The following is a 20,610-nucleotide window of genomic DNA, read 5'->3' as shown; positions in this document are numbered from 1 at the left end:
TTAAGCGCTGTTCAATTTGAGCAGCGCTTTTTTATTGCCAATATCCTACATGCACGTTAAAGTAGCGGCCTCAATAGTCCTGATATATCCTTTATGCACGCTGTACAGCAACTTCATCAATATCGTAAAAGCCTAAGTACCACCACCTATAAATCACGAGGCCAGCGAGTTATTCGTTGTGACTTATGTCGATTAGCAAAACCATTTTGTATTTGTGACTTGTCGCCTAAGGTAAGTTCTCAGGCTGGATTTTTGTTGTTGATGTATGACACTGAGGTTTTAAAACCGAGTAATACCGGTAAGTTAATTGCTGATTTGATCCCCGACTGCTTTGCATTTCTTTGGTCTAGAACACAAGTAAACCCAGATATTATTACCTTGTTAAACGATCCCATGTGGCAACCCATGATCGTTTTCCCTAAAGCATATGTTGGCGATGAACGTGAAATTTTTGATAATAAAATCACGGTTACATCTGGTAAAAGGCCCTTATTTATTATGCTAGATGGCTGTTGGCGAGAAGCTAAAAAAATGTTTCGCCGCAGTCCTTATTTGCAACATCTACCGGTAGTGTCATTTACACCAAAAACACCTGAAAACTCAACAGAGTTAAGTTCTCGTTATCAAATTCGCTTGGCAGCCAATAATACTGAATTAGCGACCGCTGAAGTTGCTGCCCAGGTTTTGTCTTTAGTCGGGGAGCAAACCAATGCGGATTTACTTGATCTCTGGTTTGATGTTTTTAGTTATCAATATCAGCGCGGTGTTTGCCAAGTCAATAAAGCGAATCCCAATGCGGTCTCAGATTACACCGAATTTGCTCAGCTTAATGGCATCACTTTGGCAAAAGATGTATAACTACTTTTAAAAGCTTAACTTTAAATGCATGAAAACACTGCAGCTAAAGCAAAACTATTTTATAATAATGCACATTATAGTAACGAGGTTAATTTATGAAGATATGTGGTGTTGAGTTAAAAGGTAACGATGCAATTATTTGTATCATGTCGCGGGAAAATGGGTTGTACGACATACCAAATACGCGCGTACAAAAAATTAGTCTTGTTGACGCAGGCGATGCTGAGCAAGTACAAGAGTTTCAGTTTGCTTTTGCCAAACTGATGGAAGACTACAAAGTTGAAAAAGTGGTGATTAAAGGCCGTGGTTTAAAAGGCAAATTTGCTGGCGGACCGGTTGGTTTTAAATTAGAAGCAGCGATTCAACTTATTAAAGATTTACCGGTTGAAATACTGCCAAGTAGTTTTATCAAAAAGGCACTAACTCGTAGCCAAGTGGATATTGATTTTCGTGATACGGGTTTAAAACAGTATCAAGAAGGTGCTTTTGAAACTGTTTTTGGCTTTTTTGAAGGCAGCTTGTATTTGCAATAATACCAAGTGCAATCATACTTAGTTAGTTAGTTAGTTAGTTAGTTGATAAGTTAAGTAAATAAAAAGGGTCGCTAACTAGCGACCCTTTTTTGTTTACTCAGTAAAATGCTTTACTCAGTTAAGTTACTTACTGATTAAACCACTATGTTCATGTAAAAGCTCTACGGCTGGTTCTTTACTGGTTAAACCACGACGTTCAAGTAAAGGTTCTACTGTTGGGTCTTTACCTCTGAAACGACGGTACATAATAGTTGGATCGTCTGTTCCACCACTTTCTAGTACGTGCTTGCGATATAATTTAGCCGTTTCTTGATCGAATATGCCATTTTCTTTAAAGGCTAACCAAGTGTCAGCGTCATAGATATTTGACCAGATATAACCGTAATAACCTGCAGAGTAACCACCGGCGAAGATATGTGAATAATAACCTGTTTTATATCTTGGTGCGATTTGTTCAATTAAACCCATCTCTTTTAAAACATTTTTTTCAAAACTATTAGCATCTTGTATCTCAGCTGTTTCTAATGAATGCCAGCTCATATCAAGTAATGCGGCGGCTAAATATTCAGTGGTACCAAAACCCTGATTAAACTTGCCTGAAGCTTGAATTTTTTCAACAAGGGCTCGAGGGATCACTTCACCTGATTGGTAGTGTTTAGCAAAATTTGCTAATACTTCTGGCTCTGTCATCCAGTTTTCCATCACCTGTGAAGGGTATTCAACATAATCTCTTGGTAGAGCAGTACCGGTTTGAGAGCGGTAATAACCATCAGATAATAAACCTTGAATCGCATGACCAAATTCATGGAATAAAGTTGATGCTTGATCAAAAGTTAATAGCGTTGGCTTATCACCAATGGGGCGAGGGTAATTTAATACATTATAAATAATGGGTGTGACTTCTTCGCCATTCATACGATATTGCTTACGGAAACTGCTCATCCAAGCACCGCCACGTTTGCTTTCTCGTACGTAGTGATCTGTCATGTAGACGCCAACATAGCTACCGTCACGATCATGCACCTCAAAGGTACGCACTTCTGGGTGGTATTTAGGTAAATCATCCCGCTCTTTAAAGGTAACACCCCAAAGTTTTTCTGCCGTAAAGAAAATCCCTTGTAGTGTTGCTTCTAATGAGAAGTAAGGTTTGGTTTCTGCGGCGTCAATGTCAAAGCGTTGTTTACGGATTTTTTCAGCGTAGTACCACCAATCCCATGCCGCCACTGTAAAGTTATCACCTTGTGCATCAATCATTTTTTGGATATCAGCAGTTTCTTCTTTTGCACGTTCTAATGCGGCAGGCCAAACTTTATTTAATAATTCAAAAACATTTTCAGGAGTTTTTGCAGTGGCATTTTCAAGGACAAAATGGGCATGAGTTTTATAACCTAATAACTGCGCCTTTTGATAACGCAAGCTAGCAATTTCACTAGCAATGGCTTGGTTGTTATTGGCGTTGTCGTTATTACCACGCAGAGTATATCCTTTATAGATGGTTTCACGGAGTTCACGGTTGTTTGAATAGGTTAGAAATGGATTTTTACTTGGGCGATGGGTGGTAAATACCCACTTGCCTTCGTGGCCACGCGCTGTAGCGGTTTCGCTAGCGGCAGCAATAATATCAGCAGGTAAACCATCAAGATCGGCTTTATTATCGATGACCATTTCAAAGTTGTTAGTTTCTGCTAGTAGATTTTCACCAAAATTTAAACTTAAACCACTTAACTTTTCATTTAAGTCACGTAAGGTTAACTTGTCAACATCGTTAAGGTTTGCACCACCTCGAACAAAGCTCTTATAAGTTGTTTCTAGTAGACGCTTTTGATCTGTACGTAAATCAAATACCATTTGATTATCATAAACTTCTTTTACCCGTACAAATAAAACATGGTTCAGCGCTATGTCGTCAGCTAAGGCTGATAGTTTAGGTGACATTTCTTTGGCAATGGCGCGCATTTCTTCATCTGACATTGAGCCAATTAAACCGTAGAAGGTATTACTTACTTTAGTTAAAAAATTGCCTGATTTTTCCATCGCAACAATGGTATTTTCAAATGTTGGCAGCGATTTAACTTTTGTAATAGCCTCTATTTCAAGCTTTTTCTGTGCAATACCATGATTAAATGCCGGTAAATAATCACTCTTTTTAATTTTATCAAAGGGTGGAATACCATGCGGTGTGGTGTATTCAGAAAAAAATGGATTGTTTGCCGTATTTTCTGCTTGCTCAATTTTCACAACTTCAGGGGGCGTTGTGTTTGGCTGACAACCGGCTAATGCGATTGCAATGGCCAATGGTACGAGATAACGAGTTTTCATTAAATGACCTTTTAAGTTTATACCCAGAGGGCTGATAAGGTTTATTCAGAGCGATAACATGGTATGAGTCATTTTATATCACAATGAAGCTAGTATCGATTCTATGTTGCACTCGCTATAGGTACAAGGCCATGATAGAAAAATTCGATGAGTGGTGGGTTATTGGCGGTCAAATATACTTTTAGGGCTTAATTTAAAAAGTCTAAATGCTCTACTAAATAATTAAGCAGTAGATAAAGTGATTTCGAAGCGTTTTCATTGTGAAGTCATCAAGCTTGTCCGATATAAATAAAGCTGATTTGGCGTTAGCTAAAGGTAGATGCTATAAGATAAAAATAGTAAATTATTTCTAGTGTTAACGATTTTTACTTTGACTAATAAGCCAAAGTAAAAACAAAAGTGTCAAAGAAAGTGTATGATTAAGTTGATTTAATGGCTCATTTAACTATTTCTTGAACCGCAAGTTCAAGCCGTGGGTCTGAGGTGTCAGAGCTGGTATATTTAAATATCACTTGCTTGTGCTTGTTAATGAAAAAAGTTGTTGGTGTGCCGTTTACGCCATAAATTATCGCCACTTCATCGCCACTTCATCGCCATTAACGGCAGTAGGAAAGCTATAGCCTCGAGCAGCTAACTCATCTTGTGGTAGTGCGCCATCCTCTTCATTAAGGCTAATAGCAACAAGCTTAACACCTTGCTGTTGATATTTTTTTGCAAGCTCAACTAGTTTTGGCTGTAGTACTTTGCAATAGGGACACCAAGTAGCCCAAAAATGTAAAATAGTCGCTTGTCCGTCAAATTGCGCGGAAGAAATAGTGTCACCAGATTGTGTTTTAAGTTGCCAAAACGGTGCTTGTGGCGCAACAGTAGTTTCTTCTGCATTAGCATTTAGGGTAAAAAGTAGCAAAGCTAGCAAAGTGCTCGTGAGTCGTTTTTTGCTTAAAGTTAGTAAATAAATCAAAACAGATACTCATTAAGTGATTAGTTATTTAGATTGACCACACAAACCAGCATCCCGTTTCAAAAACTTTATATATTTTTCTTATTGAGGTTAATCAGGCTAGTGAACCTTAACCTTAACTTTATCTTGGGCTAATGCATGTTCAGCTAAAATCATATCTGCTGCTTTTGCCGCAATCATCATGGTTGGCGCGTTGGTGTTGCCACTAATTAGCGTTGGCATAATTGACGCGTCAACGACTCGCAGTTGCTTAATGCCTCTGACCTTTAACTGTTCGTCAACTACCGACAACTCATCTTGGCCCATTTTACAGGTACCGACAGGGTGGTAAATAGTATTACACTTCTCTTTTAGAAACTGGTGAATGTCTTCATCGGTAGTGCAATCTTCACCTGGGAATATATGTTTAATATGTGTGAGAGATAATGGCGATGTTGATAATATTTTTCTAGCAATTTTTACGCCTTTTACCATGGTATCAATATCATCTTGATGATCTAACATATTCATGTGAATACGTGGATGCTGAGCAATTTTATTGCTGTTAAGTGTCACTGTACCTCGGCTTTTTGGCCTAAGCAGGCATACATGCAAGGATATGCCGTAGGTAAATAGCAGTTTAAGATTTCTGCCGTGATCGTCCATGGTGGCGGGCACAAAGTGCAGTTGTAAATCGGGTTCATCCAAGGTTGGATCTGACTTGATAAAACCACCGGCTTCGGCAATAACCGTGGTCAACAGGCCGGTACGTTTAGTGATGAATTTTAATGTTTCTTTTACGCCCCACCAAATTGACTTAGGACGAAGCGCCATTACTTGGTTTACATTATGTTGAGCGACGTTGAGAACATCGACATGATCCTGTAAATTTTTACCTACACCTTCGAGTGCTTGTACAAGCTCAATATTATGCTTTGCTAATTCTGCCTTAGGTCCGACACCAGAAAGCATTAAAATTTGTGGTGAGTTGATCGCACCAGCACTGAGGATAACTTCGTGGTTAGCAATGATCTGCTGAACTTTACCGCGATGTTTATACCTAACACCTGTAGCAATACCATCATTAATGACTACTTTTTCGACTTGTGTTTGGGTAATAACAGTTAAATTTTTACGGTGCAAATTAGGCGTTAAAAAGGCTTTTGCGGCACTGTGTCTTAAGCCATTTTTTTGGGTGACTTGATAGTAGCCAATGCCTTCTTGTGACGCGCCATTAAAATCATGATTTTCAGGATAACCTGCCGCTATGGCTGATTGTATGAAGTTTTCATTAATGGCGGGTTTAGAGACTGAGTCTGCAACATTAAGTGCACCGTTAATACCATGAAAATCATCCAGCCCACGTTCTTGATGTTCAAGGGCTTTAAAGTAGGGAAGAACGTCATTAAAACTCCAACCTGTGTTACCTAAACTGTGCCAATGGTCATAATCATTTTGTTGCCCTCTAACATAGAGCATGGCGTTAATTGAGCTACTGCCACCTAGGGTTTTACCTCGTGGTGTAAAAATTTCTCGATTATTCAGGGTTTTTTCTTGATGAGAGTTAAATTGCCAATTTAAGCTGCGATTTTGTAACAGGGCAATAATACCAATGGGCAGATGGATCAACCAGTTCTTATCGGCTTTACCTGCCTCTAATAGGCAAACATTATGTTCGCCACTGGCTGATAATTTATCAGCTAATACGCAGCCAGCTGAGCCAGCCCCAATTATTACAAAATCAAATGTCTTCACACGGCTACCTTAAAAGTTGCTTTTATTATTATTTTTAACACATCGGACCACTATGATATAAAATAATTATTTATTCAACTGTTTCGCTTAAGCGCTATTGTTGTCTCTCATCATTAATCTAGATTTTTATGACATTGCCATAACCCAGCAATGGGCTTAAATTTATAATATGAGCACTCGCACATTACTTGTCGTTTAACTGAGTTAAGTCAGTCGAAATAGAAAAATATAGCTTTGCAATCAGTGAACAAAAATACTGTCATTTGGTGAGCTATCATTATGGATGAGCATATATGGGCCGTTAGTCGCTATCACCATAATATCAATCGCTATTATGGTGATAATGTCATGAATAAAGTCACTTTTAGCGCTTTTCAAGCCGGTACTATCTGATCCCGTTTCATGTTGTTACGCTATCGTTTACCTAATGGAGAAGCTGTATGTCATCTGACTCACAATCTCGACATCAAATACTGGAAGAAAATGTGGTATTTCATGTGCACGAAGTGACCAAAGTGTATCAGATGGGAGAAGTGCAGGTGCGAGCTTTACGGGGTGTTGATATCGATCTGCATCGAGGAGAATTTACTGTATTGTTGGGGGCCTCAGGCAGTGGCAAATCAACCTTACTTAATATTCTTGGCGGTCTAGATATTCCAACAGAAGGCCATGTGTTTTACGGTGAGCGTGATCTTACACGAGCCACTGAAAGAGAGTTAACAGAGTATCGACGTTTTCATGTCGGTTTTGTTTTTCAGTTTTACAATTTAATCCCCAGCCTGACGGCACGTGAAAATGTTGCCGTAGTCACAGAAATTGCCAAGTCGCCAATGAAGCCAGAAGACGCATTAAAATTGGTTGGTCTAGAGAGTCGGCTTGATCATTTTCCTGCTCAGCTTTCCGGCGGTGAGCAGCAGCGGGTTGCCATTGCACGTGCTATTGCCAAAAACCCTGATGTGTTGTTATGTGATGAACCTACCGGCGCGTTAGATTCTAAAACCGGTATTGTGGTGTTGCAGGCTTTGCAACGAGTTAATCAGGCGTTAGGGACAACCACGGTAGTCATTACCCACAATGCCGGTATTGCTCAAATGGCTGATCGTGTGATTCATTTAACTGACGGCTTAATCAGTAAGGTCTATAAAAATGAAACCCGATTAAGACCTGATGAGTTGAACTGGTGATCTCGATATGAAAGCTATCGATATAAAATTATGGCGCGAACTTTGGGCGATGCGTATGCAAGCCCTAGCAATTGCTATGGTGATAGTCGGTGGAGTGAGCATTTTTATTATGTCATTAAGCACACTCGACTCCTTGTTTGAAACCCGTGAAAATTATTACCGCAATCACCATTTTGCCGATGTGTTTGCTTCGCTAAAGCGTGCGCCTTTATCACTGGTAAAACGTATTCAGGAAATACCCGGTGTTGATAAGGTTGAAACCCGAGTGCTGGCTTATGTGAATCTTGATGTAGAAGATTTTAAGGATCCGGTCAGTGGTCATTTACTGTCATTAAATGCTAATAGTGCGGGTCTTTTAAATCAGATTTACTTACGTAAAGGGCGTTTACTTGAGGCCGGTCGTGATAATGAAGTGCTACTCAGTGAAGAGTTTGCCCGTGCCCATGATTTACAACCCGGTGATAAACTCGCGGCAACAATAAATGGTCGGCGAAAAGTGCTGAATGTAGTAGGGCATGTGCTATCACCTGAATATATTTATCAGATTGCGCCCGGCGCAATGTTTCCAGATTATTACCGATATGGTGTTTTATGGATGGCACGTAAGCCGCTGGCAAGTGCATATGATATGGACGGGGCATTTAACAATGTCACGCTTACCCTGAGTAAAGAGGGTAATGAACAAGATGTAATAGACCGGCTTGATGAATTGTTAAAACCTTATGGCGGCATAGGCGCATATGCGCGCAAAGACCAGTTGTCTAATCGTTTTTTGACTGAGGAACTTAAACAACAAAAAACCATAGCCACCATCTTTCCGATGATCTTTTTAGGCGTAGCAGCATTTCTTCTAAATGTCGTTGCGAGTCGACTGATCAGTTTACAGCGTGAACAGATTGCTGGACTTAAGGCTTTCGGTTATAGCAACTTTGCTGTTGGCTTGCATTACACAAAATTGATATTAATGATCACCGCCATTGGTGTTATTGCAGGAATAGGTTTTGGTATCTGGATGGGCAAGGGCATGAGTAATATTTACATGACCTTCTATAGCCTACCATTTATGATTTATGTACTAAAAGCCGAGGTTATTATTGCTGCAGTTTTAATTAGTATGGGCGTTGCTATGGTCGGCACTCTGTATGCGGTATCTAGTGCAGCCCGTTTACCACCGGCACAGGCAATGCGTCCCGAGCCCCCGGCAATGTATCATACAACCCTGATTGAAAAACTGGGGTTACAGCGTTTTTTTTCGCAACCGACGCGAATGATTTTTCGTCACATCGAGCGCCGCCCCTTAAAATCATTAATGACTATATTGGGTATTAGCATGGCCTGCGGCACTATGATGGTTGGTGGTTTTCAAGAGGGGGCTATTAAGCACATGGTCGAGGTGCAGTTTGGTATGAGTCAGCGCAGCGACCTAACGGCAATATTTACTGAGCCAACATCTCAGCGTTCACTTTATTCACTACAGAGTTTACGGGGTGTAGAGCATGTTGAAGGTTTTCGAGTAGTTACGGCAAAATTGCAATTTGAACATCGTTCGTATAGAACTTCTGTGCAGGGAATAGCGCCTAATGGCAGACTGATGCGCCTGCTTGATACGCGCCTGCAAGTGATTGATTTACCGCCAAATGGCATCATACTCACCGATTACTTGGCAGAGATATTACATATTAAGGTCGGCGATATGCTGACCATAGAAGTGCTGGAAGGTAATCGTCCTGTGGTGCAAGTACCCGTGGTTGGTTTGGCTAAAGAGTATCTGGGTTTAAATGGTTATATGCAGTTAAACTCATTAAATCGCCTATTAAATGAAGGCCATGTTATTTCTGCTGCTTGGTTAAAAGTTGATAGGTTACATCAGGTTAATATCTACGCAGAGCTGAAAGGTGCGCCACGCATAGCTGGCGTAGTTGAGCAAGAGTCGGCGATTAAATCTTTTTACGAAACGATGGATGAAACGATTTTATTTTTTACTTATATCACCACTTTGCTAGGTGGAAGCATAGCATTTGGCGTGATTTACAACAGTATGCGTATTGCGCTATCTGAACGAAACCGAGAACTGGCCAGTTTGCGCGTGTTGGGATTTCATCGCTCAGAGGTTGCTTATATTCTTCTGGGTGAAATGGCCGTGTTAACACTCATCGCTATTCCGCTGGGAATAATGATTGGTTATGGTTTGTGTGCATACCTTGCGTTTCAGTTTGATTCTGATTTATATCGTATTCCGCTGGTGCTTGGTTTGAAAGTTTATGCTTTTGCTGCACTGGTGGTCATTAGCTCCTCTGTCATTTCTGTATTGATGATTTGGCGTAATCTGGCACACCTAGATATGGTGGCTGTACTTAAAACTAAGGAGTAAACAGATGCTTGCTCTGTTAAAAAAACATCCATTGATATTCTTTATTGTTGGCTTAATCACGGGATTATTGATCTGGGGTTTCTGGCCACAGCCAATTATGGTTGAAGGCATAGCCGCAAAATATGCACCTATGACCGTAAGCATTGAAGAGGAGGGTCGTACCCGGTTGATTGATCGTTACGTGATATCAGCATCTGTTGATGGCGTAACCTGTCGTCAACAATTAAAGGTCGGTGATACGGTTAAGCAAGGACAGGTATTGTTAGGGATTACGCCATTACAATCACAGGTACTAGATTCGCGCAGCCGTAACCAGGCTCAGGCCCAGGTAGCAGCTGCAAAATCGGCTTTACATGCCGCGCAAGAACAGGCAAATGCAGCATCTGCATCGGCACAATTAGCCAGTAATGAATTAACACGGCTGCAACCATTAATGGCACAGGCTTTGATTTCACGTGAAGCCTTTGATAAGGCCCAAACCCAGGTGCAAACAACGGCAGCGTCTAAACGTTCAGCCAATTTTAGTGTCGAAGTGGCTAAATATGAACTGGAAGCTGCGGGCACTGCTCTACAATATTCAGCTGCCGTTGACAGTAAAGAGCCGACAGAGCGAGTACAAGTGCGATCGCCGATAAATGGAAAAATTCTTAAAGTTGTTAGTGCATGTGAAGGTCCTGTGCGTACTGGTGATCCCTTGTTAGAAGTGGGCGACCCATCTGCTCTAGAAATAGAGGTGGATGTACTTTCCGCTGATGCGGTGAAAATAAAATCCGGTATGAAGGTTTTGTTTGATCGCTGGGGCGGTGACAAACCTTTAGAGGGACGGGTTCGAATAGTTGAACCGGTTGGCTTTACCAAAGTGTCAGCACTTGGGGTTGAAGAACAACGTGTGCTCATTATTTCTGATTTTGTTTCTCGGGCTGAACTTTGGAATCTACTTGGAGATGGATATCGAGTAGAGGCAAATTTTATTTTATGGCAGCAGGAAAATGTACTGCAAATACCGGCGAGCAGCTTATTTAGATATAAGGGGGGCTGGGCAGTGTTTATTATTGAAAGTGATTTGGCGGTAAGACGGGAAGTTAAAATCGGTCAGCGTAACGGTTTGATTGCCCAGATTCTTGAGGGGATAAATAAGGGTGAACTGGTTATCAATCATCCGAGTGATGAAGTGGACGACGGTAAGCGTGTAGAAGTACGCTTATTTGAATAATACAATACCTATGTTTCCAGCGACAGTTTCAAGACAGGGTAACAATACTAAATAACGGCCAAAAAAAAGCTAAACCAATGTTTAGCCTTATCGAGTGATACTAAATCAAGTTAACTTAACTTAATTTGATTTAATTTAACTTGATTTAATTTAGCCCAAGCACTTTTTTACCTTGTTTAAAGGTAATATCCACTGGGATTTTTGCGCTTTCTAAACTGGCTAAGTCTTCTGCCAAATGGCTGTTAATCACACCACTTTCTGCTACTAGTTTATCAACACCATCGTAATCACCGTTGCCTTGTAAGGTTAAAATTAACTCTGACAAAGAATTAATAGCGGCGGTCATCTCTGCAACATTAACCTTGTATAACCCTTGCTCATTGCGAGTGAATGCACCTTGCTCAGCAAAATAGTTAAAGCGCACCATGTTGGCTTTACCGTGCGCTGAGCTTGCTCCAAAACGCACAGAACGGAATATACCGGTTAAGAACGTGGTGTAGTAGTCTTCTAGCGTACCCTCACTAATAACATTTCTCGCCAGTAGTTGACGTATCATATAAAGGCCTAGTACATCGGCTTTGCCTTCTTCCAAAGCTGAGGCATGTTCTTTTAATGATTGACGAACTGTACCTTTGTCATTAATGGTGTTTTTAATGCCTAAGCCGTGCGCCACTTCATGAAACATAGTGTTGGCAAAAAAGGCGGTAAAGGTGACATTTTTTCGCTGCTCTGGCACAATTAATGTCTCGGCAATGGGGGTCATGATGGCGTCAAACTTTGCCCGCATGGCATTTTTTAACTGCAAACGACGTGTACCTTTTTCCAATTGTACTTGTTCGTCATTGGGTAAGTTAATCGCTATCGTTTTACCGCCAGCATTTGAATGGCCGGCATAATAAATAACATCATAGGCATTTAAGTCGGCATCAGAGCCAGGAATTTCGGCTTTATACTCTTTGCTAACTGGTAGACCTCGTTGTAATTCAGGTAAAAAATCAGCGTATTTTGAAAGCTTTTCACTCCACGACATATCTTTGATCAGTACGTAAGATTCAAAAGCGGCACGATAACCAAAAAGTTGATCTTCATAGGTTTCAATTGGACCTATAACAATATCAATGGGATTGTTTTTCATGTCCATCCAAGCAAGGTCAGATGCCTGGAAATCATCATTACGTAATGCTGTGGCGCGTATATTAAGGTAATTAGCGAATTCTTTATTATCGGCAAAGGTCGCAGCTTTTTCTAAAATAACCGCAATACGATTAATTTCGTCACTGTAGGCTTCTGAAAAGGCAATAGTGTTTAATTCACCATTTTCGTTCCTTATTACCATCGAGTACAAACCATTTTTGTCATCAAAGGTGGCCTTTTCAAATTCGGCTTTGCTCATGTCGGCGGGATAGAACTGAGCGCCGGGGCTCTTTTCTGTGCTATCAGTTAAAAAAGCTTTGTCACCATTTAATCGATCCCAAGGACCATAATTAATACGGGCAAACTCTCTGACTTTATCGTCATTTATTGACGCTAAAAAGCTAGTTTTATCTTGGCCAAAAGCCTGTTGCCAAAATAGATCATCGATAATGTCTGAGGCTTCGATAAGTAAGGACAACATTTTTTTCTGGTTCGTGGATAGGTGTGATAAGTCAGCACTTAAGGTCACTGTTTTATAAATATCTAAACGGTCTTGATATGCAGGTAACAAGCTAACACTTGCAAGCGGTGTTACTGTTTTGTTGTCACCACAAGCGGTTAATGTGCCAGCAATGATCAGCATAGAAGCGAGTTTTGAAAGTTTCATGTAAGGTTTCTCTTGGTAAATACCGTCTAGAGACTACCAAAATAGATGATAAGCGCAAGCGCAAACCACAACAAACTCTTGCTTTAGTGGAATTACAGGCATAAAAAAACCGGCCAAAGCCGGTTTTTTAATTCTTTACAAAAAATTAAAGCGCTTTAATAGAAGCGTTTAAACGGCTCTTACTACGAGCGGCTTTATTTTTATGAATAAGACCTTTGCTTGCATAACGATCTAAAATCGGTGCAGCAGCAGCAAATTCTGTAGATGCTTTTTCTTTGTCACCGGCTGCGATAGCAGACATTACTTTCTTAAGTAAAGTACGCATCATCGAGCGACGGCTTGCATTGTGTTGGCGGCGCGTTTCAGATTGTAATGCGCGCTTCTTAGCAGACTTTGAGTTAGCCAAGGTGAACTCCTAAAATTGAATAAATATTGCCTAAATTTAAGGCGACGAAATATGCCTGTTTTTAACTGGTTTGTCAAATGATTTACTGTTTTAATTTGACCGTTCGGATAATTACCCGTTTGTATAAATAAAACCAATGGCACATTCTAAAGTTTTTAGTTAAAAGTTGGAAGTGTTGTTCTCCTCTGATTTAACTAATTTTCGATATATTTGCTATTTAGACACTTTTTTGACAAAAAAAGCACACTTTTAGCCTTGAATAAGTAGGTTACCCGATTATTAATAAAACATCGGCTTTAGGATATTAAAGTCTTGTCTATCAATTTATAAAAGCCGCATAATAGAGAGATATTATCTGTTATGCGAAATTTGGCTTGTTTTAATGATGAATCAATACTTATATTTGCTTATAATATCAGCGAATTAAATTAGTGTGAATATGTTGAAAAATATTTTAAAAATAAGCATAAGATTGGAGCTAGTTGTTTGAGTAAAAAACTAATTAAGTCAGGACTTATTGTCAGCGCTATGACATTAATTTCACGTGTGCTTGGCTTAGTGCGAGACATTGTTATTGCCAATATTATGGGCGCGGGGGCCTCAGCAGACGTATTCTTCTTTGCCAATAAAATCCCTAATTTTTTGCGACGTCTGTTTGCAGAAGGTGCTTTTGCACAAGCCTTTGTGCCGGTGTTAAGTGAATATCACACCCTTGATGAGGAGCACAGCACTAACGAAACACGCAAGTTAATTGGCCAAGTTTCAGGCACCCTGGGTGTTATTATTACCTTAGTCACCTTATTTGGTATGATAGCGTCGCCATTAATCGTAGCATTGTTTGGCTTCGGTTGGTTTTTAGATTGGTTAAATGATGGTCCTGCGAGTGAAAAATTTGATCTGGCGAGTACACTATTAAAAATTACCTTTCCTTATTTGTGGTTTGTTAGTTTTACAGCACTATCAGGCGCAATATTAAATACTTATGGTCGCTTTGCTGTTTCAGCTTTTACGCCGGTGTTATTAAATGTGGGTATCATAGCTTGTGCTATTTACTTAGCACCTGTGATGGATAATCCTGCATTTGCGCTTGCTTGGGGCGTGTTTTTAGGTGGTTTTATTCAATTCGCTTTTCAGTTGCCCTTTTTATATCGTGCAGGTGCTCTGGTTAAACCGACATGGTCATGGCATTCGCCTGGCGTCACTAAAATACGAAAGTTGATTATTCCTGCTCTTTTTGGCGTGTCAGTAACGCAAATAAATTTACTGCTTGATACCATTATCGCCAGTATGTTGATCACGGGTTCTATTAGCTGGTTATATTACGCTGACCGACTACTAGAATTTCCACTGGGCTTATTTGGTATAGGTATTGCGACAGTAATATTACCTAGCTTGGCTAAATTACATACTAAGAAAGATACTCAAGAATTTAGTGATACCTTAGATTGGGGCATCAGAGTTGTTTCGCTATTTGGTTGGCCAGCTTTAGCTGGGCTAATGGTGCTAGCACAGCCGATTATTATGGTGTTATTTATGCGAGGTGAATTTACCCAATATGAAGTTTTACAAGTGTCTTATGCTTTATTTGCTTACCTCTCGGGCTTACTCAGCTTCATGTTCATTAAAGTCCTAGCGCCGGGTTTTTATGCTCGCCAAGACACTAAAACACCAGTGAAAATTGCGATTAAAGCTATGGTGGCCAATATGGTATTTAATATGATGCTAGCACCATATTTTGGTTATGTTGGTTTAGCCATAGCAACGACTTTATCTGCGACGTTAAATGCACTGATGCTTTATCAGGGGTTAAAAGCGGCTAATGTTTTTCAGTTAACGGGCAAAACATGGTGGTTTATCAGCCGTCTTGTAAGCTCTGCAGGGATAATGGCTTTAGTTGTTTATCAAGTATCACCTGAGTTTAATGTCTGGCTTACCTACAGTTTTACCATGCAAGTGACGCAACTTTTGATCTGTATTACCAGTGGCATAGTAAGTTATTTAATTTGTCTTCTTTTATTAGGTATTCGACTTTCAGATATCAAAATTAGACAAAAAACGCTTAATTAACACGATATTTCCGCTAAAATAACTCTTCATAAGGGCTGATTCTTATTGCTGACTCATATATAATTCATCGGCTTTTATTCTTTAATGATTTAGCTAGTAGTAAAGCACTATTGGCAGTAAGGTTTTTAATTAGATGCAATTAACACGTGGCATTCATAACATGCACATTAACGTTGATAACAATCGTCAAGGTTGCGTGTTAACTATTGGCAATTTTGACGGCGTTCACTTAGGGCATAAGCAAGTAATCCTAGCTTTGGTTGAAAAAGCCAGAAAGCTAAACTGCGAAGCTGCCGTATTGGTCTTTGAACCCCAGCCACAAGAGTTATTTTCACCTGAAACCGCCCCCGCACGATTGTGTCGATTACGTGACAAATATGTCCTATTAAAAAACTTAGGTATAGATAGATTAATTTGTATCAATTTTAATAGAAAATTTGCTAGTCTAACCGCCGAGACCTTTATCAAAGAGTTATTAGTAAAACGCTTAGCGATAAAGCACTTGATTGTTGGTGACGACTTTCATTTTGGTAAAAATCGCCAAGGTAATTTCTCTATGCTCAAGGCCGCTGGCAAGCAGTTTGACTTCTCAGTAACTGATACCGCAAGCCATAAACTAGCAGGTTGTCGTGTAAGCAGCACAGCAATCAGGCAGTTATTAGAGAGAGATGATTTAGACGGCGCGAAAACCATGTTAGGACGGCCCTATTCAATTATTGGCAAAGTTTTTCATGGTGATAAACGCGGCCGTGAAATAGGTTTTCCTACTGCCAATATAAGATTAAAACGTCGGGTTTCGCCTGTTTCAGGGGTTTACGCGGTGCAGGTTAAAAGCCCATTTGGTCACCATTACGGTGTCGCAAACATAGGTTCAAGACCGACAGTTGCTGGTATTAGGCAACAATTAGAAGTACATATATTTGATTTTGATAACAATTTATACGGTGCAATCATTGAAGTAGTTATGTTGAAAAAACTACGAAGTGAACATAAGTTTAACTCGCTAGTTGAGCTTACCGAACAAATTGCCACCGATACTGAACAGGCCCGCACTTTTGTGCAACATTTAGCTATTACTTAACGACATCGTAACGATAACTTATTGGTAAATGACTAATAAATTAGCGATAAATTAAGAAAATAAAATATAACATCATACTAAGCAAAGCCTAGTGACTACGACAACGGATATTTATTTTAATGAGTGATTATAAGCAAACCCTAAATTTGCCCGCAACTTCTTTTGCTATGAAAGGCAATATGGCAAATCGTGAACCGAATATGCTAAAAGAATGGGCAGAGAAAGATTTATACGGTCAAATTCGTGCCGCTAAAAAAGGCAAAAAATCATTTGTTTTGCATGACGGCCCTCCGTATGCCAATGGTGATATTCATCTAGGTCACTCTGTTAATAAAATTTTGAAAGACATTATTGTTAAATCAAAAACCTTATCAGACTTCAATGCGCCATATGTGCCGGGTTGGGATTGTCATGGTTTACCGATTGAACTAATGGTAGAGAAAAAAATTGGCAAACCAGGCCATAAAGTTTCTGCTAGTGTTTTTCGTGAAAAGTGTCGTGAATATGCCGGCAAGCAAATTAATGCCCAACGAGAAGACTTCAAACGTTTAGGCGTCTTTGCTGATTGGGATAAGCCTTATCGTACGATGGATTTTGATACGGAAGCTAATATTATTCGATCTTTGGGTAAAATTGCTGAAAATGGTCATTTACACCAAGGCTTTAAACCTGTGCATTGGTGCACAGATTGTGGCTCATCTTTAGCGGAAGCTGAAGTGGAATATCAAGATAAGCAATCACCCGCTATTGATGTGAAATTTACTCTTGTTGATCAAAGCATTGCTGATAAATTTATTCATCCAGACGAGCATCCCAAAGAGCATGTAAGTGAAGGTTCAGTTTCAGTGGTGATCTGGACGACCACACCTTGGACATTACCAGCTAACCGTGCGGTTGCTGTGAATGCTGAGGTAGAATATAGCTTAGTACAGTGTGCAACAGCGCAAGGAAAAGAACGCTTCATCTTAGCCTCTGATTTAGTGACTTCGTGTATGGAGCGATTTGGTATTGATAAATACCAGGTATTAGGTTTTTGTCAGGGCAGCGATTTAGACCTTGTTGAACTTAAACACCCATTTTATGATTTTACCGTGCCATTAATTTTAGGTGAACACGTGACGACCGATTCAGGTACGGGTTGTGTACATACAGCGCCAGGTCATGGTGTAGAAGATTTTGTTGTTGGTAAGGTATATGATTTAGAAGTGGCAAATCCTGTTGGCGCCAACGGTGTTTATTTAGAAGACACACCACTGTTTGCAGGTCAGCATGTTTTTAAAGCCAATGCTAATGTTGTTGAAACCCTAAGAGAGCATGGCACATTAGTGCATTATCATGCGATAGATCATTCTTACCCGCATTGTTGGCGTCATAAAACGCCATTGATTTTCCGTGCTACACCGCAGTGGTTTATTAGCATGGACAAGAAAGGTTTACGTCAAGACTCATTAAAAGAAATTGAAAAAACACGGTGGATTCCTGATTGGGGCCAACGTCGTATTGAATCTATGGTTGAAGGTCGTCCTGATTGGTGTATATCACGTCAACGCACGTGGGGCGTGCCAATGGCATTATTTATTCATCAAGATACGGGTGCTTTGCATCCGCGCACGATTGAATTAATTGAAAGTGTAGCAAAACTTGTTGAAGAGAAAGGCATTCAAGCGTGGTTTGATTTAGAGCCATCAGCGCTTATTGGTGATGATGCTCAAGTATACGTTAAAGTACCTGACACTCTAGATGTTTGGTTTGACTCCGGTACAACCCACTACTCTGTTATTAATGCCCGTGAGGAATTTGATGGAATTGCTGACTTGTACTTAGAAGGTTCGGATCAACATCGTGGTTGGTTTATGTCTTCAATGATTTCTTCAGTCGCTATGAACGGTAAAGCACCTTATAAGCAAGTACTGACTCATGGCTTCGTCGTTGATGCTAAAGGTCATAAAATGTCTAAATCTTTAGGTAATGTTATCACGCCAAAAGAAATCACCAATACACTAGGTGCAGACATTTTACGCTTATGGACAGCATCGGTAAATTACACTCAAGAGATCACCGCAGGCGATGAAATATTTAAACGCCAAGCTGATGCTTATCGCCGTATTCGAAATACCTCGCGCTTTTTATTGTCAAACTTAAATGGCTTTGACCCCAAAACAGATTTAATTGCTTTTGATGATATGGTGGCACTTGATCGTTGGGCGGTAGATAAAGCTGCGCAGTTACAAGCAGATATTATTGCTGCTTATGACGAATATGAATTTCATTTGGTCGTGCACAAGCTAATGAACTTCTGCACAACAGAACTGGGTGGCTTTTACTTAGATATTATTAAAGACCGTCAATACACTGCCAAAGAAGACAGTGTAGCTCGTCGTTCATGTCAAACAGCGATGTATTTAATCGCTGAAGCGATGACACGTTGGATGGCACCCATTTTATCTTTTACGGCACAAGAAATCTGGCAAGCACTACCAACACCATCAGGTGAGACTCGTGAAGAGTTCGTCTTTACTGGTGTTTGGTTTGATGGCTTACCAAAAGCTTCAACGGCCAGTGTGTTAAATAATGATTACTGGAACGAGCTTTTATTAGTGCGCGCAGAAGTCAATAAAGCGCTAGAAAATGCCCGTAAAGAAAAGCAAGTGGGTAAAGCCCTTGAAGCCGCGGTTACATTATACGCCACCAGTGAGCTGGCAGAAAAATTACAGCAATTAGGGGAAGAACTGCGTTTTGTACTAATTACCTCTAAAGCCGTGGTTGAAATTGTTGAAAGTGCACCAGCAAACACTTTAGCCACTGAAGTCGAGGGTTTATGGTTAACCGTTGCTCCAGCACAAGGTGTTAAGTGTGATCGCTGTTGGCATGTCACAGAAGATATTGGTCAAGATGAAAAGCACCCAGAGCTTTGTGGACGTTGTATTACTAACGTAGAAGGTGACGGTGAAGTTCGTCAATTCGCTTAAGGAAAAAATAGGCGAATGATATTGAAACTAAAACGTGTAGCACTTAAGTAAAGTCTGCACGTTTTCTCGTTATTAATATAGTGAAGTATCGCGCTTTAAACGCGAGCAATATAAGAGAGTTTATTGTGCTATGAAAAAGTTATTTACCGAAACAGGCTTACGTTGGTTATGGCTAACCTTGGTTTTTTTAATTGCCGATCAAGTGACAAAACAATTAATTGTCAGCAATATGGACTTGTATCAATCAATTGATATTTTACCTTTTTTCAACTTAACTTATGTCCATAACCTTGGTGCGGCATTTAGCTTCCTTGCTGATCAAGGTGGCTGGCAACGTTGGTTTTTTACTGCGATTGCTGCCATTGCCAGTATTGTTTTTATTGTTTGGTTAGCAAAAACACCTAGGCAACAAGCACTATTATCAGTGGCATTTGCGTTAATGTTAAGTGGTGCAGTGGGTAATCTTATTGATCGCGTGCTATTTGGTTATGTTATCGACTTTCTCGACTTTTATGGCTTTGGCTACCATTTCCCTGCTTTTAATATTGCCGATTCAATGATCTTTATTGGTGCTGCACTGATGATTTTCGATTCATTTAAAAATGGTGAACCGAGTAAAAAAACACAAAAAATTAAGACTTAAAGAGATATTTATATGAAAAATTTAGTAACAGCTTCTTCACAAATTATCGCTCACATCACTATGAAGCTATCTGACGGCTCTGCAGCAGATAGTACTAAGGTTAATAAAAAGCCAGCAAAAATTATTATGGGTGATACCAGTATTTCACCGGCGTTTGAGACGCAACTTATTGGCATGTCAGCTGGTGAGAGTAAAGAGTTTACTTTAGCTGCTATTGACGCATTTGGTGAGCCTTTACCTGAGAATATTCATTATATGGATATTTGTAGGTTCAATGAAGACGCACCAGCAAAAGTAGGCAATATTATTACTTTTAGTCAACCAGGCGGCGAGTTACCTGGCATGATAAAAGATGTCTCAGGCAGCTCAGTGACTATAGATTTCAATCATCCGTTAGCTGGACAAGACGTTACTTTTGTTATCGACGTTGTTGAAGTTACCTAAGTTACCTAAGTTAATCAGTTAATCAG

16 protein-coding genes are annotated in these 20,610 nt (G+C 40.0%); 10 read left to right on the top strand and 6 right to left on the bottom strand.

Going from position 1 to position 20,610, the window contains the following annotated elements; all coding sequences use genetic code 11:
• Positions 1 to 93: 93 nt before the first annotated feature.
• Entirely contained in the window at positions 94 to 858 is a 765-nt protein-coding gene (locus H4J46_RS08565) for a tRNA-uridine aminocarboxypropyltransferase (protein WP_182233104.1), read from the top strand.
• A 95-nt stretch (positions 859 to 953) separates the two neighbouring features.
• Positions 954 to 1,391 carry a DUF3010 family protein gene (locus H4J46_RS08560; RefSeq protein ID WP_182190585.1) on the top strand — a complete coding sequence of 146 codons (438 nt, stop codon included), beginning with the start codon at positions 954 to 956 and terminating at the stop codon, positions 1,389 to 1,391.
• 123 nt (positions 1,392 to 1,514) lie between these two features.
• Here H4J46_RS08560 and H4J46_RS08555 read toward each other — a convergent pair whose 3' ends face one another.
• The 4 genes from H4J46_RS08555 to H4J46_RS08545 all read right to left on the bottom strand — a co-directional run bounded on the left by H4J46_RS08555 (position 1,515) and on the right by H4J46_RS08545 (position 6,405).
• Positions 1,515 to 3,710, bottom strand: coding sequence for a M3 family metallopeptidase (locus H4J46_RS08555; RefSeq protein WP_182233103.1), 2,196 nt, complete (start codon positions 3,708 to 3,710; stop codon positions 1,515 to 1,517).
• A 437-nt stretch (positions 3,711 to 4,147) separates the two neighbouring features.
• Positions 4,148 to 4,285, bottom strand: coding sequence for a hypothetical protein (locus H4J46_RS17215; RefSeq protein WP_259365746.1), 138 nt, complete (start codon positions 4,283 to 4,285; stop codon positions 4,148 to 4,150).
• Entirely contained in the window at positions 4,276 to 4,626 is a 351-nt protein-coding gene (locus H4J46_RS08550; protein ID WP_259365745.1) for a TlpA disulfide reductase family protein, read from the bottom strand. Before H4J46_RS08550 ends, H4J46_RS17215 begins: the two co-directional genes overlap by 10 nt.
• A 144-nt stretch (positions 4,627 to 4,770) precedes the next feature.
• Positions 4,771 to 6,405: a GMC family oxidoreductase gene (locus H4J46_RS08545; RefSeq protein ID WP_182233102.1), complete on the bottom strand. Its 1,635-nt coding sequence runs from the start codon at positions 6,403 to 6,405 to the stop codon at positions 4,771 to 4,773.
• Between the two features lie 440 nt (positions 6,406 to 6,845).
• Between H4J46_RS08545 and H4J46_RS08540 the strand changes: the two genes are divergently transcribed.
• The 3 genes from H4J46_RS08540 to H4J46_RS08530 are packed head-to-tail and all read left to right on the top strand — an operon-like array spanning position 6,846 to position 11,173.
• Complete coding sequence (locus tag H4J46_RS08540; protein WP_182233101.1) at positions 6,846 to 7,589, top strand: ABC transporter ATP-binding protein; 744 nt, start codon at positions 6,846 to 6,848, stop codon at positions 7,587 to 7,589.
• A gap of 7 nt (positions 7,590 to 7,596) precedes the next feature.
• A complete protein-coding gene (locus tag H4J46_RS08535) occupies positions 7,597 to 9,960 on the top strand; it encodes an ABC transporter permease (protein WP_182233100.1) in 2,364 nt (787 codons plus the stop codon).
• Positions 9,961 to 9,964: 4 nt separating this feature from the next.
• Entirely contained in the window at positions 9,965 to 11,173 is a 1,209-nt protein-coding gene (locus H4J46_RS08530) for an efflux RND transporter periplasmic adaptor subunit (protein ID WP_182233099.1), read from the top strand.
• Positions 11,174 to 11,318: 145 nt separating this feature from the next.
• On the opposite strand, the gene H4J46_RS08525 is transcribed toward H4J46_RS08530, so the two are convergent.
• Together H4J46_RS08525 and rpsT are read right to left on the bottom strand one after the other, a co-directional pair.
• On the bottom strand, positions 11,319 to 12,974 hold the full coding sequence (locus H4J46_RS08525; RefSeq protein ID WP_182233098.1) for a dipeptidyl-peptidase 3 family protein: 1,656 nt from the start codon (positions 12,972 to 12,974) through the stop codon (positions 11,319 to 11,321).
• Positions 12,975 to 13,119: 145 nt separating this feature from the next.
• Positions 13,120 to 13,380 (bottom strand): 30S ribosomal protein S20, encoded by a 261-nt coding sequence (gene rpsT, locus H4J46_RS08520; RefSeq protein WP_182190577.1) that lies wholly within the window; start codon positions 13,378 to 13,380, stop codon positions 13,120 to 13,122.
• Positions 13,381 to 13,866: 486 nt separating this feature from the next.
• Between rpsT and murJ the strand changes: the two genes are divergently transcribed.
• From murJ to fkpB, 5 genes are all read left to right on the top strand, one after another.
• Entirely contained in the window at positions 13,867 to 15,447 is a 1,581-nt protein-coding gene (gene murJ / locus H4J46_RS08515; RefSeq protein WP_182233097.1) for a murein biosynthesis integral membrane protein MurJ, read from the top strand.
• Between the two features lie 133 nt (positions 15,448 to 15,580).
• Complete coding sequence (ribF, locus tag H4J46_RS08510; protein WP_182182806.1) at positions 15,581 to 16,528, top strand: bifunctional riboflavin kinase/FAD synthetase; 948 nt, start codon at positions 15,581 to 15,583, stop codon at positions 16,526 to 16,528.
• Positions 16,529 to 16,647: 119 nt separating this feature from the next.
• A complete protein-coding gene (gene ileS, locus H4J46_RS08505) occupies positions 16,648 to 19,497 on the top strand; it encodes an isoleucine--tRNA ligase (protein ID WP_182233096.1) in 2,850 nt (949 codons plus the stop codon).
• 130 nt (positions 19,498 to 19,627) lie between these two features.
• Positions 19,628 to 20,140, top strand: coding sequence for a signal peptidase II (gene lspA, locus H4J46_RS08500; protein WP_182233095.1), 513 nt, complete (start codon positions 19,628 to 19,630; stop codon positions 20,138 to 20,140).
• Positions 20,141 to 20,152: 12 nt separating this feature from the next.
• Positions 20,153 to 20,584 (top strand): FKBP-type peptidyl-prolyl cis-trans isomerase, encoded by a 432-nt coding sequence (gene fkpB, locus H4J46_RS08495; RefSeq protein ID WP_182233094.1) that lies wholly within the window; start codon positions 20,153 to 20,155, stop codon positions 20,582 to 20,584.
• Positions 20,585 to 20,610: the final 26 nt, after the last annotated feature.

It is taken from the genome of Colwellia sp. MB02u-6, assembly GCF_014077095.1.
Lineage (GTDB): Bacteria > Pseudomonadota > Gammaproteobacteria > Enterobacterales > Alteromonadaceae > Cognaticolwellia.
This window is presented reverse-complemented; position numbering and strand designations above follow the sequence as displayed.